The following is a 14305-nucleotide window of genomic DNA, read 5'->3' as shown; positions in this document are numbered from 1 at the left end:
ACACACGGAATCAACATGTCAACAGCCTGCAGTCCCCGTTTCGCCTCCCCGCGGATTTCTGCGGGACGGGTTGCTCTCACGCGACTCCGCCCGTCAAGATAGTCGACATGGACGACGCCCTTTCCGCGGTGGGAGAAGGCGTCGCCCGACGACCCGCAACGGGAGAAACGACGTGCTGCGCTCAGTCCGCTGTCGACTTGTGCCTGGGCTGGTCATCCTCGGAAGCCTGACCGCGCTCCGCGCAGCCGATCCGGCGCCCCTGCGCCCAACGCAGCGGACTGCCATGGAAGACGTCGACCGACGGACCGACGAACTGCGGCTCGTCAACAAAGCGCTCTGGGAGTTCGCCGAAGTCGGGCTGGAAGAAAAAAAGTCCTCGGCGCTCCTTGTCGAAAAACTGCGGGAAGCGGGCTTCGACGTCCGCGTCGGCGTTGCCGGCATGCCGACCGCCTTTGTCGCCAGCTACGGCTTCGGCAAGCCGGTGATCGGGTTGCTCGCCGAATATGACGCCCTGCCGGATCTCTCGCAAAAGGTCCAACCGACCCAGGAGCCCGTCGAAGAAGGACGTCCGGGCCACGGCTGCGGACACAGCGGCCTCGGCACGGGAGCGCTCGGCGCCGCGCTCGCCATGAAGGCCGCCATGCAGCAGCACAATCTCAAAGGGACTCTCCGCCTGTTCGGCACGCCCGCCGAGGAAACGACGATCGGCAAAGTTTACATGCTGCTCGACGGCGCGTTCGAGGATCTCGACGCCTGTCTCCACTGGCATCCCGCCGCCAAAAACGAAGTCTGGTACGGCAGCACCAAAGCCCTGATCTCCGCCAAATTCACCTTCACCGGCGTCGCGGCTCACGCTTCGGGCAACCCCGAGTCGGGACGCAGCGCCCTCGACGGCGTCGAGCTGATGAATCTCGGCGTCAATTTCATGCGGGAGCACGTCAAGAGCGATGCCCGCATGCACTACGTGATCACCGATGGCGGCGGCGCGCCGAACGTGGTTCCGCCGCACGCCACCGTCTGGTATTACGTCCGCGCCGACGATCATCGCGACGTCGAACGGTACTACGAATGGGTGACCGAGATCGCCCGCGGCGCCGCGATGATGAGTCGCACAAAACTGCAGATCGCCATCGACACCGACTGCCACGAACTGATCCCCAACACCCCCCTCTCCGAAGCCATCCAGAACAATCTCGAACGAGTCCCCCGACCGCAGTTCACGGCGGCGGAACAGGAGTTCGCCCGACGAATTCAGGAGACGCTGGCGCAAAGTCCCGCAGGCTTCAACGTCGGCTTCGACGATCGCGTGCATCCCCTGAACCCCGGAACGGAGCTCGGAAAAGGGTCGACCGATGTCGGCGACATCAGTTGGTTCATCCCCACCGGCGGCCTCAGGGCCGCCTGCTTTGCCGCCGGCAGCCCCGGTCACTGCTGGCAGAATGTCGCCGCCATCGGCAGCACCGCGGGGGACAAGGGAATTCACTACGCCGCCCGCGTGCTGGCCGCCACGGGACTCGATCTGCTCGAAGATCCCGAACTGCTCGCCGCCGCACGCGCCGACTTTCAGCGGCGGATGAAGGATCGAAAATACACCACCCTGATTCCCAAGGGGCAGAAAGTTCCCAGCCGCATTCGCTAAGGGCGATCCCGCGCCCCTCCGGTAACGTCCCTCTGTCTGAGCCCGCCTCCACACACGACTTCCATCCCACGTGCTCAATCCCGAGGTCCGCGTGCTCCGCCCGCTCCCGCAGCCCCCCCCGCCCGAATTCCCGACGGCTCGGTTTGCCGCGTTCCTCGGCGTAACCGCTCTTGCCGCTGGCCTGACCGTCCTGTTCTGGGGCTCGCTCTGGCAGGGAGACGGACTGGTGGGCGGCGACCTGTACTCGTACTACCTGCCGCAGAAGCAGTTCCTGGCCGACGAGCTGCACGCCGGCAGAATCCCCCTCTGGAACAATCTGGTCGGACAGGGATATCCGATCCTGGGAGAAAGCCAGACCGGCCTGCTCTACCCACCGCACCTTGCACTCTATGCCGCCATCCGCGACGTCAATACCGCCTATAACGTCAATCAGATCGGCCACTACGTCCTCGCGTTCGTAGCCGTCTGGGCGCTGGCCCGACGGCTGGGACTGCAGTCCGGTGCCAGCCTGCTGGCGGCGCTCGTTTACACCTACGGCTGGTTTCCGCCCCGGATCTGCCTCGAATGGGCCATCATCGGCGGCGCCTGGCTGCCCGTGGCCCTCTGGTGCTGCGAGTCGGGCCTGCAGACCGGGCGATGGAGATACGTCTGCGGGCTGAGTCTGGCCCTGGGCCTGCAACTGCTGGCCGGGCACTATCAGTTCGCCTTCATGACCCTGCTGCTGGTCGCCGTGTACGTCCCCCTGCGCATCTTCCGCCCGGACTGGACGAGCGCGTCCCGTCCCCCGGAGCAGGAATCGACCGCCCGTCGTTGCTGGAAACTGGCGGCCTGGAGCGCTGCCGTTGTCCTCGGTCTGGCGCTGGCGACCATCCAGCTCCTGCCGGGCTGGGAGCTGCAGGGACTGAGTCAGCGGACCGTGGCCGGGCAGCACTTCGATCCCGCCGAGAACTCGATCCCCCCCCTCTACTGGTCGCAGCTCCTCGGCCCCTGGTGGTACAGCCCGCAAATCGACCTCGATCGGTCCCTGCGGGAGCTGCGCTCGGGCGCGGTCGCCTCGCAAACCAACAAGGTCGAAGCCCACCTCTATGCCGGATTGATTCCCTTCTGGCTGGCAGTCCTGGGTCTGATCCGCCCCGGACTCCGCCGGGAACTCGCCGCACGGGGAGCCCGCTTCTGGGGGCTGGCGGCGCTCATTTCGCTCATTCTGACCAGCGGCTGGTTGATGCCCTGGCTCCAGATGGTTCCCGGCTTCGGCTATTTCCGCGGACCGGCGCGGTATGGGGTGATCACCACCCTGGCGCTGGGGCTGCTGGCGGGCCTGAGCTGGGACGCGGTCACCCGCCGCTGGACGTCGACCTGGCGCGGAGCCGGCATCGCAGTGGTCCTGGGCGTCACGACCTGGGAATTCTGGTCGATCAGCGGCATCGTCACCTATTGCGTCACGGTGCCGGTCCCCCCCATCGAGCATCGCGAGGCCAGCCCGGTGCGCGAGCTGCTCCTCGCGAGTCCCCGGCCGGTCCGCGTCTGGGCGCCCGGTCCGAACCTGGTCACGCTGCTGGGCGTGTCCCAGACGCCGGTCTACCTCGGCCTGGGACCTCGCGAATACTACGATCCGAAATTCACCATGCCGGAGGATTCCTTCGCCGATCAGGGACCAACGCCGTTCGGCGGCCGCCGCCTCAGCCTCGACCGAAAAGAATGGCTGAGACAGAACGGCGTGACCCACGTCCTCTCCTTCGAGCCGTACGCGGAGCAGCCGTCCGGACTCCAACTGGCGTGGACCGGAATGGATTCCCTGCTGAATCCCGCCTGGGCCAGATTCCGTGAGCCGCTCTGGCTCTACGAACTCGTCGATGCGCCGGGCCGTTTTCACTGGGCCGCCTCCGACCACGCCGAGGGCGTCGAACTGACCGAAAACACGGCGGAGCGCATCCGGCTGACCGCCAGGACCGACGGACTCCGGACGCTGGTGTGGGAAGATCTCGGTTATCCGGGTTGGGAAGTTCTGCTTGATGGGAAAGCTGCGGAAGCAGAACTGAAGGAACTCGAACGACGCGTGAAGATTCCCGTCGGCGAGCATGAAGTGGTTTGGTGTTATCGACCTCGAACCGTATATTGTGGCGCGCTCATCAGCGGTCTCGCGATGCTGGTCATTGCCACCGCAGGCCACATCCGCTTCTGGCACGCCGAACTGACGGAACGGATGTTGCAGCGACTGGGGCTGCTGAGTGTTCCGCCCGATTCCGGCGACGCCGGTCGGACGGGACGCCTCCTGTAACTGTTTGCCGGAAATCCCGGACCTGGAGACCGAACCATGAAAGCTGCCTTCGTCCGCAAGACGGGCGCCCCGGACGTCATCGAGTACGGCGATCTCCCGCAGCCCGAGCCCGGCCCGACCCAGGTGCTGATCAAAGTCGGCGCGACCGCGATCAACCCGATCGACACCTACGTCCGCCAGGGAGTCGTGAGCATGATCACGAACTTTCCCTATATCCTCGGCTGCGATCTCGCAGGCGTCGTCGAACAGTGCGGCGCAGCCGTCACGCGGTTCCGCGTCGGCGACCGGGTCTGGGGGAGTAACCAGGGGCTCTTCGGGCGACAGGGAACGTTCTCCGAGTACGCCGCGGTCGACGAAAAATGGCTGTACGACACGCCCGATGGAGAATCGGATGCCGATGCCGCCGCCGGCGCGCTGGTCGGATTGACCGCACACCTCGGCCTGTTTCTCCACGGCAATCTCAAACCGGGCGAAGTCGTCTTCGTCAACGGCGGCTCGGGTGGCGTCGGCTCGGCGGTGATTCAGCTCGCCCATGCGGCCGGAGCGGCGGTCATCGCCACCGCAGGCTCCGACGCCGGTCTGGAAACCTGCCGCAATCTCGGTGCGAACCTGGCCATCAACTACAACGATCCCAACATCGACGACCAGATCCGCGCCTTCGCCATGCCTCACGGCGGCGTGCAGATGTGGTTCGAAACCCAGCGCGAACCCACCTTTGACCGGACCGTCTCGCTGATGGCCCCGCGCGGTCGGATCATCCTGATGGCCGGACGCGCCGCCCGCCCGGAATTCCCGGTCGGCCCCTTCTACGTGAAAGATCTGCGCGTCATTGGCTTCGCCATGTTCAACGCCTCCCCGGAAGAACAGCGGACGTCGGCCGAAGCCCTGAATGCGCTCTACCTGCGCGCCCAGTGGAAACCGCAAATCGGCGCCACGTTCCCGCTTTCCGAGACCGCCGCCGCCCACCGCCTGCAGGAAGACAACTCCCTCCACAAGGCCGGAACCCTGCGCGGCAAGATCGTCGTGATTCCAGGCTGAGCGGGCTCGTTTCAGCCGCGCGCCGATTCAGCAGTGCTCGCGCAGCATGGACGTCAGATAATCCCACACGCCGTCGCTGTCGATCCGGCGGACAACATCGACGTTGGGCTGAGGCTGCAGTCCGCGCCGATCGAAGACCGTCATTCCCCGGGTCAGTCGGCCTTCAAGCTCCACATTGACGTGGGCGGGACTCCGCTCGAACAGCTCGGGACGCGCCACAATCGACAGCGCCGCCAGTTCCTGCAGCGGGGCTGCTTCCAGCCCCAGCAATTGATGATGCGCCCGCAACGTATACGGCAGCAGCGACTGCAGCAGTCGCCCGGTCGGCGTCCGCGGGGAGAACTCCAGCCGGTCCAGCCCGCCGAACCCCAGATGAATCGATCGGGTCGCATCCAAGGGAACGACGGTCTTGCGGACCGGCGCCGTCAGCACCGTCTTGGCCGCTTCGGGATCGAGAAAACAGTTGATCGAAGCGGTTGGCGTGACGTCGCCCGGCGCTTCATAGGTCCCCGTGAGACAGACCAGCCCCCCCAGCTTTCCAAGAAACTCCGGATCCCGTTTGATCGCCAAGGCCACATTCGTCAACGGCCCCAGACAGAGCAGTTGGACTTCGCCCGGATACATTCGCGCGAAATCGCACAGCACCTTGGCCGCCTCGCGCGGATGATGCAGGTCGGCCGCGCATTGCGGCCAGTCGCCGAGCCCATATCTCCCATGCACATCGCAGAACGGGCGCGCCGCACTCGATTCCGCCCAAGGCTCCTCTTCGTGCTCGCCGACCGGCTCCGCCACTCCCAGCCGGGGCCACTTCGGCGGATCGAGCGTCTCCAGCAACGTCTGGAGGTTGCGCCCGGCCTGCAACCCGGTGACGCATCCCCGCACCGCCGTCAGCGCCACGACATCGAGCTCCGGATCCAGCAACGCCAGCAGCACCGCCAGTGCGTCCCCGATTCCCGGATCGGCGTCGATCATCAGCTTCTGAACCACGCGTCGGCCGCCTTGTCTGAGGGGCAGGTGAGATCGCCCGCGCCGGCCCGTGCGGTTGGCGATCAGTCGAGACTCAGTATACTTCGCTTTCCCGATCCCCCCAACGGTCGACTTTGCCGACTCTGGATTTCTTCCCAATCCTTCGTTTTCTTCAGAATGAGCTGCTCATGACGCCCCTGCGCTCCGCGCTCCTGCAGCTTCTGGCCGGTCATCCGGTCGCCGAAGACGCCATGCAGGCCGCCATCGGCTGCCTGATGGACGGACAATCCAACGACGTCGAAATCGCCGCCTTTCTCACCGCCCTCCGCTGCCGCGGCGAGACCGTCGACGAGCTCGTCGGCGCCGCCCGCGCCATGCGAGATCGCTCCACCCGCATCCCCTGCCAGGCCGAAGGACGGCTGGATACCTGCGGAACCGGCGGCGATGACCTGCAGACCTTCAACATCAGCACCGCCGCCGCCATCGTCGCCGCCGCGGCCGGCATCCCCGTCGCCAAGCACGGCAATCGCAGCGTTTCCAGCCTCTCCGGCTCGGCGGACGTCCTGGAAGCCCTCGGAGTCAATCTTGCACTCACGCCGGCGCAAGTCGCCCGGTGCGTGGACGAAATCGGCATCGGCTTCTGCTTCGCCCCCCTGCTCCACGGGGCCATGAAACATGCCGCACCTGTCCGCAAACAGCTCGGATTCCGGACCATTTTCAATTTCCTGGGACCGCTCACCAATCCCGCCGGAGCCGACTTTCAACTGGTCGGAACCGGCTCCGACGAGCGCGCCGCCCAGCTCGCCGACGCCCTCTCGCGGCTCGGCGCCCGGCGCGCACTCGTCGTCTGCGGTAACAACCAGCTCGACGAAATCAGCCTCTGGGGGACCACCCGAGCGTTTCTGGTCGAACGCGGACAGCGACCAGTGGAACTCACCTGGACCCCCGCGGACCTCGGCCTCCCCCCCTGCTCCGTCGCCGAAATTCAGGTCTCATCGCCCGCCGCCAGCGCCAGGATCATCCGCGATCTGCTGGCCGGACAGCCCGGCGCCGCGCGGAATATGGTGCTCGCCAATGCCGGCGCCGCCCTGTGGATCGCGGGCCGCGGATCCGACATTCGCGCCGGAGTCGCCCTGGCCGCCGAAGCCATCGACTCAGGCCGCGCTGCCGCGGTTCTGGGCCGACTGGCGGAGACCAGCCAGAAACTGGCGGAAGCCGGGAACCTGGGCAGCTCCTGAACTGTCCGAAGTACGGGATGTGCTGCGGATTTCCGCAGGCTGACCTGCCTTGCGGATCAGTGGTCGCTTCCTATAATCCAATCAGAGGTTGCGTCAAACTTGAGCAAAATCTGCCAGGTTTTCGCAAGCCTCGCAAACCCTGCAGCCGTTGCGACGGTTTCCAGTCGAGGTGCCCGGTGAGGGAGTGGTTTCGCAACGTCTGGTACGCCATCAGCACGCTTTACAGCGGCATGGCGGTCACGTTCCGGATCTTCCTGGAAACTTACCGTCGCAAGACCTTCACGCAGGTCTACGAGTACCCGGAAGTCCCCGTCCCGGTGAAAGCTCGTTATCGGGGTTTCCACCGATTCGACCTGACGACCTGTATCGGCTGCGACAAGTGTGCCGCCGCCTGCCCGGTCGACTGTATCTACATCGAGAAACAGAAAAGCCCTGTCGGCAAAGGGTTTCGTGTCGACGGGTTCACCATCGACTACTCAAAGTGCATGTTTTGCGCCTTGTGCGTGGACCCCTGCCCGGTCGATTGCATCTTTATGGGGTCCAACCACGACCTGAGCTGCTACAGCCGCGACGGTTGCCTGGTCGACTTTGCAAAACTCCCGCTCGAAGTGGCCTGGGGCCAGGCCACGCTGAACCCGACAGTCGTTTCGGAAGCGAAGGTCCTGGATCAGCCGGTCTGGATTAAGGGCGAAGCCTCTCCCTTTGAAGCGAATCTCGAAGACTCCAGTCGGTCCGAACCCGTATAATCAATCGTGTCCTGATTCGTCTTTCCCTGACGCATACGGAGCAGTGGATGAGTGCCCGAGCCCTGCAGGCCAAACAATTTACCGTGGCGTCAGCCAACCGGACCTTGCCCCTCGTCAGGGCCATCGTCGCGGACATCGTCGAACTTTATAAGGACGTCCGCGATCGCGAACTTCGGCTGCAGGATCTTCGTCGGAACCACAAGCGGCGAAACAAAGAGGCCACCGACATGTACACCGAGGAGGTCGAACAGATTCAGGCCGACCTCGAAAAGGACATGGAACGTCTGAAAGGCTTCGTCGGCGAACTGGAGCAGCTCGGCGTCGAGTTCAAAGACTACGATCAGGGGCTCGTCGACTTCCCGACCACCATCAACGGCCGCGAGGCGTTTCTCTGCTGGAAGCTCGACGAAGCAGCCGTCGAATTCTGGCACACCGTCGACAGCGGCTTCCAGGGGCGCGAACGCCTGCCGGACCTCGACGTTCCTCCCGTCAGTTCGACCAACTAGTCGACCAAACACGCCGGGCGGGGCGCTGGTCCCGCCGTTCCTTCGACGCTCAGTCTGTGCTCCATGACCCAGATCCCCGGCCACTTTTTGATCTTCGCGCTGACCGGGCTGGCCCTGCTGCTGGTGCCGCTGCTGATCGGCGCACTCCTCAGGCCAAAGCTCCCCACCGCCGAAAAAACCTCGATCTACGAATGCGGCGAACCGGCGATCGGCAGCAGCTACATTCAGTTCGACCTGCGGTTCTACGTCGTCGCTCTGCTGTTCATCGTCTTTGACGTCGAAGTCGTCTTCTTCTTCCCGTGGGTCGCGGTCTTCGGCAACACGATGCAGCTCACGGATACGACCCTGTCCGAGGGGCAGCGGATCGCTGCCACGGAGCGACTGCTGAGCCTCCCCGCCGGTCAGCTCGACGCCGCGGCGGCGCTCCCCGCGGACGCCGCTCTCCGGTTCGGCTGGATGGCCTTTGCAGACCTGCTGGTCTTCTTTGCGGTGCTGCTCGTCGGATTCGCCTACGTCTGGAAGCGCGGCGACCTCGACTGGGTCCGGGCGCTCAGCCGACAGGTCGCGGCGGGAGGTTCGCGTCCGTCCGTTCGCCCGACGGCCCTGCACCGGTAGGACGACCATCAGCTACAGGCGACGTCGCGCGGCGGGACCGGACGTTTCCGGGCAGAGGCACAGAACGAATTTGGGAGGGGTGAGGTTTGATCATGGACATCGCGGCGATTCATCAACGGCTGCTCGGCCGCTTCACCGACGGACAGATTCTGAACTGTCAGTCGGAATCGCGCGATCCGTGGATTGAAGTCGCCCCCGCCGCCATCGCGGAAGTCTGCCGGTTTCTCCGCGACGACGCCGAGCTGCAGTTCGATACGCTCAGCAATCTCTGCGGCGTCGACTGGCTCGAAACCGACCGCAAGAAAAAGCAGCTCGCCGATCCCCGGATCGAAGTCGTCTATCACCTCTTCAGCCTGTCGCTCCGCCACCGGCTGGTCGTGAAGGTCAAACTTCCCCGCTGGAAGAACGACGTCGCAGGACAACTCCCGGAAATCACCAGCGTCACCGGCGTCTGGGCCATCGCCGACTGGCACGAGCGCGAAGCCTACGACCTGGTCGGCATCCAATTCACCGGCCACCCCCGCCTCCGGCGAATCCTCTGCGCCGAGGACTGGGAAGGCCACCCGCTCCGCAAAGACTACGATTTCCCGCTCGAATACCACGGGATCCGGGCCAGGTAGGCAGGATCCGAAAAGACGAAGAGTTTTCGCCGCGGAGAAGCGGAGAACGCGGAGGGAGGACGAGAAGAAGTGAGTCGTGAGAAATGAAAAGTGCACAAGGAAGTTGCGATGCGGTTTGGCAGCCCCCCATGTCCGTCGCACTTTGCACTCATCACGACTCAATACTCACTTTTCACTTTCCTCAAAATCTTCACCGCGTCCTCCGTGTCTCCGCGGTAAACCTCTTCCGCATTTCAATTGAGAGGACCGCCCAGTATGAGTCTCGTCGCGGAAGATCCCCGGATTGTCGAGTTCGACGTCCGCACCGATGAGATGCTCGTCAACATGGGGCCGCAGCATCCCAGCACCCACGGCGTGCTCCGGCTGCAGCTCCGCACCGACGGCGAAGTCGTTCACGAGGTCACGCCGCACATCGGCTACCTCCATCGCTGCGCCGAAAAAATCGGCGAGAACCTCGCCCCGGTCCAGTGGATTCCGTATTCCGACCGCATGGACTACCTCGCCGGCATGAACATGAACCTCGGGTTCTCGCTCGCCGTCGAGAAACTGATCGGCATGGAAGTCCCCGAAAAAGCGATGACCCTCCGCGTGATCATCGCCGAACTCGGCCGGATCGCCAGCCACCTGGTCGGCATGGGCGCCTACGGCCTCGACCTGGGAACCTTCAGCCCGTTCCTCTACGCCTTCCGCGAACGGGAGATGATTCTCGACCTGTTCGAAGAAGCCTGCGGCGCCCGACTGACCTACAGCTACCTGACCATCGGCGGCGCCACCCACGACCTGCCGCAGGAGATCACCATCCCCCCCGGCCTGGCGGCAATGACCGAACGCGACCCGACCGAGCAGATGGCCTGGACCGACGCGGTCCGGCTCTTCCTGGAATGGTTCGAGCCGCGGATTCAGGAGTATCACACGCTCCTGACGCGGAACCACATTTTCATTCAGCGGACCGCGGGACTGGGGATTCTCGATCGCGAAATGGCCATCAGCCACAACTGCACCGGCCCGGTCCTGCGCGGCAGCGGCGTCGACTTCGACCTCCGCCGGGACGGAGAACCGATCTACACCCGGATGTACGCCGGCTACGACTGGTCGGTTCCTGTGCCGCCATTTACGGAAGCCCCGCCGGAAGCGGTCGTCGGCGACAACTGGTGCCGGTTCTACGTCCGGATGCTGGAAGTCGTGCAGTCGATCAAACTGGTCCGCCAGGCGCTCGACCGCTATCCCCACGCCGAGGGGACGCATCGCGTCCCGTTCAAGCTGGGAGCGAAGCTGCCGGTCGACGAGTGCTACCTGGAAACGGAATGCCCGCGCGGCCAGCTCGGGATCTACCTCGTCGCCGACGGCGACCCGAACCCGGTCCGCTGCCGCGCGAAAAGCAGCAGCTTCTGCAACCTGTCGGTCATCGAGCCCCTCTGCCGCGGCGTCCTGATCGCCGACATCCCGGCGATTCTGGGCTCGCTGGACGTGATGATGGGTGAGATTGACCGGTAAAGGGGATGCGAAATCCAGTCACTGGGAATGACGGGTACTGCAGCCCGGAAACGTATGCCCGAGAGACTTGTTGCCCCTTGACGACGGACGTATCATGCGACCACTGTCATTGTGGCCATGATGCCATTCACCAGGGTTCCGGAGAACTCTCGTGCGTCATCCCAACAAGCACATCCAGGCGGCCATCCAGTATGCTGAAGAGCATGGATGGAAAGTCAGGAAAGGGGGCGGCCATGCGTTTTGCGTTATCATGTGTGGAGCGGGAATTCGCGGCGCCTGCCGCAAAAGCGTTTGGTCAACTCCACGCGATCCTGAAGGTCACGCCCGTGAAATTCGACATTTTGTGGATCGCTGCACCCATATCGCGGACGACGATTCGGAAACAGAGGAATGAGGGAGGCCGAGATGGCATCGCCGACGTTCGAGTTCACGTTGTGGCTGGCTGACGATCCTCGCGACTTACTCGACTGGTCCAACGCGCTGTATGACGCCGGCGCCGACGATTCCCACCCCGGCGTTTGCAATGGGGAATTGTACGCGACATTCCATCGCAACGCAGCGACGATGGAGGACGCGATCCGCTCGGCCCGGCGGCAACTGGATTCGATTGGCCTGCATGTGACTCGGTGCGAGATTCCCGAAGCTCAGCTTGCAGTGTGGGCGTAGTCAACGTCAGTCAAAGACCGCGGTGCTGAACCTGATCTCCAGTACGAAGCGTAACGCCGAACGTGACAGGCTCGAAGTCTTTCGAGACGATCGGCGCGCGACACGGTCCAGACCGCCGACTTGAGATTCATCCAGCACAGATTCGACGCCGATGCCGTCGCGGCGTTGCCCGAGTAGTCCACAGCCGCCGCTCACTTCCCCCGTCCCAGCACCTCGATCCCATACCCCGGCGCCAGCTCCAGCAGCTTCGCAATCTCCTCCTCCGTCGGCGGAGCGGCCGTCGTCGTCCCCGTCAGAAGCGGCACGCCGATCTGAACAAACATCTCTTCCAGTCCCGCCGGTGCGATCGTGATCAGCATCTTCGCCGGCCGGTCGCTTTCGTTCCGGAAGGAGTGCGGCGTGCCGATCGGCAGGTTGGCGAACGTCCCCGCCGTCGCCACCAGCCGCTGATCCCCGATCTGAAACGTGATCTCCCCTTCCAGCACGAAGAAACCTTCCTCCTCCCGGCTGTGGACGTGGGGCGGCGGGCCGCCGCCCGGCGGAACGATCGACTCAATTTGTGCATACTTCCCGCCCGTTTCCGCCCCGGTGGCCAGGAAACGGCAAACGTCGCCGACCACGGCGATCGTTCGACCTTCGGCATGCGAGCGAACAACAGGAGGCATTGTCTGGCTCCGGAATAAATGCGGCGCGGGCGACGACGCGGTTCGATCGCCAGAATTGATCTGGGGATTTCCGACGGTGTTAATATTCACACATCGGCCGCACGTCAATCGTCGCGGGACTTCTCCCTCCGGGATATAGTGAGCGGGGTTCGCGAGACTGCGTCGAAACGAACTCCCGCTCCTCTCCACAGAGCGGCCGTGTCACATGTCGGATCGGGCCATGCGGGATTCTCGCAAGGCGACGCAGCAAACCCCTCCAGGCTTTTCGAAACGAGAGACGTCCATGAAATCGACAATCCGAAGTCTCATCGGTCCAGCGCTGGCCGGCGCCGTCATCCTCACGTCGCTCACCGGCTGCGGCCGGAAAGACGACCCGATTTCGACGGCCGCCAAGGCGGAAAAAGCGGCCGGCATCGCAGCCCCCGACCTCGCCGAGACGAAGGCCATCGCCGAAGCAGGCTTCATCTACGGCCTGCCCCTCGTCATGAACTACGCGATCATGCACGAATTCTGCGTCGATAAAAACTCCGGACAGTACAAAGGACCGTTCAACCAGATCAAAAACGACGCCCGCGTCTTCACCTACGAAGATACGGCCGTCGTGACGCCCAACAGCGACACCCCCTATTCGATGCTCTGGCTCGACCTGCGCGCCGAACCGATAGTGATCTCCGTTCCGGCCGTCCCGAAAGAGCGCTACTACTCCGTGCAATTGATAGACGGCAATCTCTACAACTACGGCTACATCGGCAGCCGCGCCACGGGGACCGAACCGGGGGACTACCTCGTCGCCGGTCCCGAATGGAAGGGAGAAACGCCCGCGGGAGTCCGGCAGGTCTTTCGCTCCACCACCCCCTTCTCGCTGGTCATCTTCCGGACTCAGCTCTTCCAGGCCGACGACATGCCCAACGTCGTGGAGGTGCAGGCGGGCTACAAGTCGCAGCCCCTCTCCGCCTTTCTGAAACAACCGGCGCCACCCGCCGCGCCGGAAATCGACTTTCTGCCGGCAAGTTCGAAGGGCGTCAAAGACAACTTCTACGACTACCTCGATTTCGCCTTGAAGTTCATCCCCGAGTCGCCGGAAGACAAGGAAATCCGCGCCAGGCTGGCACGCATCGGCGTCGGCCCGGGCAAGACCTTCGACTTCAAAGATCTGACGCCGGAGCACAAAGCGGAAATCCTGCTCGCCATGAAAGAGGGCGAGGAGAAGCTCGAAAAGTACCTCGCCTCCGCGTTGAAGGACATCAACGGCTGGAAGATCTCCTCGCCGTTCGGCGACCGGGAGTTCTACAAGGGGGACTGGCTGCTCCGCGCCGCGGCGGCCAAGGCCGGCATCTACGGCAACGACTCGATCGAGGCCACGTATCCGATGACTCGCGTCGACGCAGACGGCGAGACGCTCGACGGCAGCAAACACAATTACACGATCAAGTTCCCCGCCGGCGACCTTCCGCCGGTCAACGCCTTCTGGTCGGTGACCATGTACGACGGCAAGAGCCAGTTGCTCATCAAGAACCCGATCAACCGCTACCTGATCAATTCGCCGATGCTGCCGGATCTGAAAAAGAACGAGGACGGCTCGTTGACCCTCTACATTCAGAAAGACAGCCCCGGCCCCGAGCGGGAATCCAACTGGCTCCCCGCTCCGAATGGCACGATTTATCTCGTCATGCGCCTCTACTGGCCGAAGACGGAAGCCCCGTCCATTCTTCCCGCCGGCAAAGGAACCTGGAAACCGCCGGGAATCCAGCGGGTGAAGTAGCCGGGAACTGCGAGTGCACTGATCGGCCCGGCGGGAAGCAGACGCTCCCGCCCATTCCGAACCCGCCGAAAC

Annotated in this window: 14 protein-coding genes; 12 read left to right on the top strand and 2 right to left on the bottom strand. The window is 64.0% G+C overall.

Annotation, left to right across the window (positions count from 1 at the left end):
• Window positions 1-172: 172 nt before the first annotated feature.
• The 3 genes from SH412_RS07100 to SH412_RS07090 all read left to right on the top strand — a co-directional run bounded on the left by SH412_RS07100 (window position 173) and on the right by SH412_RS07090 (window position 4955).
• The gene (locus SH412_RS07100; protein WP_336522815.1) at window positions 173-1639 is read left to right on the top strand and encodes an amidohydrolase; all 1467 of its coding nucleotides are present in this window, start codon (window positions 173-175) and stop codon (window positions 1637-1639) included.
• A gap of 91 nt (window positions 1640-1730) precedes the next feature.
• A complete protein-coding gene (locus SH412_RS07095; protein WP_336522814.1) occupies window positions 1731-3917 on the top strand; it encodes a hypothetical protein in 2187 nt (728 codons plus the stop codon).
• Between the two features lie 36 nt (window positions 3918-3953).
• Complete coding sequence (locus tag SH412_RS07090) at window positions 3954-4955, top strand: NADPH:quinone reductase (protein ID WP_336522813.1); 1002 nt, start codon at window positions 3954-3956, stop codon at window positions 4953-4955.
• A 27-nt stretch (window positions 4956-4982) separates the two neighbouring features.
• On the opposite strand, the gene SH412_RS07085 is transcribed toward SH412_RS07090, so the two are convergent.
• On the bottom strand, window positions 4983-5942 hold the full coding sequence (locus SH412_RS07085) for a nucleoside hydrolase (RefSeq protein ID WP_336522812.1): 960 nt from the start codon (window positions 5940-5942) through the stop codon (window positions 4983-4985).
• A 167-nt stretch (window positions 5943-6109) separates the two neighbouring features.
• Between SH412_RS07085 and trpD the strand changes: the two genes are divergently transcribed.
• The 8 genes from trpD to SH412_RS07045 all read left to right on the top strand — a co-directional run bounded on the left by trpD (window position 6110) and on the right by SH412_RS07045 (window position 11806).
• On the top strand, window positions 6110-7159 hold the full coding sequence (gene trpD, locus SH412_RS07080; RefSeq protein ID WP_336522811.1) for an anthranilate phosphoribosyltransferase: 1050 nt from the start codon (window positions 6110-6112) through the stop codon (window positions 7157-7159).
• Between the two features lie 176 nt (window positions 7160-7335).
• Window positions 7336-7905 (top strand): 4Fe-4S binding protein, encoded by a 570-nt coding sequence (locus SH412_RS07075; protein WP_336522810.1) that lies wholly within the window; start codon window positions 7336-7338, stop codon window positions 7903-7905.
• A 47-nt stretch (window positions 7906-7952) separates the two neighbouring features.
• Entirely contained in the window at window positions 7953-8411 is a 459-nt protein-coding gene (locus tag SH412_RS07070; protein WP_336522809.1) for a DUF2203 domain-containing protein, read from the top strand.
• A 63-nt stretch (window positions 8412-8474) separates the two neighbouring features.
• Complete coding sequence (locus SH412_RS07065; RefSeq protein ID WP_336522808.1) at window positions 8475-9026, top strand: NADH-quinone oxidoreductase subunit A; 552 nt, start codon at window positions 8475-8477, stop codon at window positions 9024-9026.
• Window positions 9027-9118: 92 nt separating this feature from the next.
• Window positions 9119-9646: an NADH-quinone oxidoreductase subunit C gene (locus tag SH412_RS07060; protein WP_336524153.1), complete on the top strand. Its 528-nt coding sequence runs from the start codon at window positions 9119-9121 to the stop codon at window positions 9644-9646.
• Between the two features lie 255 nt (window positions 9647-9901).
• On the top strand, window positions 9902-11140 hold the full coding sequence (locus tag SH412_RS07055; protein ID WP_336522807.1) for an NADH-quinone oxidoreductase subunit D: 1239 nt from the start codon (window positions 9902-9904) through the stop codon (window positions 11138-11140).
• Between the two features lie 151 nt (window positions 11141-11291).
• Window positions 11292-11534: a hypothetical protein gene (locus SH412_RS07050; protein WP_336522806.1), complete on the top strand. Its 243-nt coding sequence runs from the start codon at window positions 11292-11294 to the stop codon at window positions 11532-11534.
• An 11-nt stretch (window positions 11535-11545) separates the two neighbouring features.
• Window positions 11546-11806: a hypothetical protein gene (locus SH412_RS07045; RefSeq protein ID WP_336522805.1), complete on the top strand. Its 261-nt coding sequence runs from the start codon at window positions 11546-11548 to the stop codon at window positions 11804-11806.
• A gap of 191 nt (window positions 11807-11997) precedes the next feature.
• Here the strand turns inward: SH412_RS07045 and SH412_RS07040 are convergent, their stop codons facing one another.
• On the bottom strand, window positions 11998-12471 hold the full coding sequence (locus tag SH412_RS07040; RefSeq protein WP_336522804.1) for a cupin domain-containing protein: 474 nt from the start codon (window positions 12469-12471) through the stop codon (window positions 11998-12000).
• A 283-nt stretch (window positions 12472-12754) separates the two neighbouring features.
• On the opposite strand from SH412_RS07040, the gene SH412_RS07035 reads away from it, so the two are divergent.
• Entirely contained in the window at window positions 12755-14233 is a 1479-nt protein-coding gene (locus SH412_RS07035) for a DUF1254 domain-containing protein (RefSeq protein ID WP_336522803.1), read from the top strand.
• The last annotated feature ends 72 nt before the right edge of the window (window positions 14234-14305 follow it).

Origin of the sequence: Planctellipticum variicoloris (genome assembly GCF_030622045.1) — a bacterium.
Lineage (GTDB): Bacteria > Planctomycetota > Planctomycetia > Planctomycetales > Planctomycetaceae > Planctellipticum > Planctellipticum variicoloris.
The sequence above is the reverse complement of the archived record's forward strand: the minus strand, read 5'-3'. Positions and strand labels throughout refer to the sequence as shown.

Bases quoted from the DNA above. Each gene is read 5' to 3' on its own strand.
- SH412_RS07090 (WP_336522813.1), top strand. From the start codon at position 3,954: ATGAAAGCTGCCTTCGTCCGCAAGACGGGCGCCCCGGACGTCATCGAG.
- trpD (WP_336522811.1), top strand. From the start codon at position 6,110: ATGACGCCCCTGCGCTCCGCGCTCCTGCAGCTTCTGGCCGGTCATCCG.
- SH412_RS07070 (WP_336522809.1), top strand. From the start codon at position 7,953: ATGAGTGCCCGAGCCCTGCAGGCCAAACAATTTACCGTGGCGTCAGCC.
- SH412_RS07065 (WP_336522808.1), top strand. From the start codon at position 8,475: ATGACCCAGATCCCCGGCCACTTTTTGATCTTCGCGCTGACCGGGCTG.
- SH412_RS07060 (WP_336524153.1), top strand. From the start codon at position 9,119: ATGGACATCGCGGCGATTCATCAACGGCTGCTCGGCCGCTTCACCGAC.
- SH412_RS07055 (WP_336522807.1), top strand. From the start codon at position 9,902: ATGAGTCTCGTCGCGGAAGATCCCCGGATTGTCGAGTTCGACGTCCGC.
- SH412_RS07045 (WP_336522805.1), top strand. From the start codon at position 11,546: ATGGCATCGCCGACGTTCGAGTTCACGTTGTGGCTGGCTGACGATCCT.
- SH412_RS07040 (WP_336522804.1), bottom strand. From the start codon at position 12,471: ATGCCTCCTGTTGTTCGCTCGCATGCCGAAGGTCGAACGATCGCCGTG.
- SH412_RS07035 (WP_336522803.1), top strand. From the start codon at position 12,755: ATGAAATCGACAATCCGAAGTCTCATCGGTCCAGCGCTGGCCGGCGCC.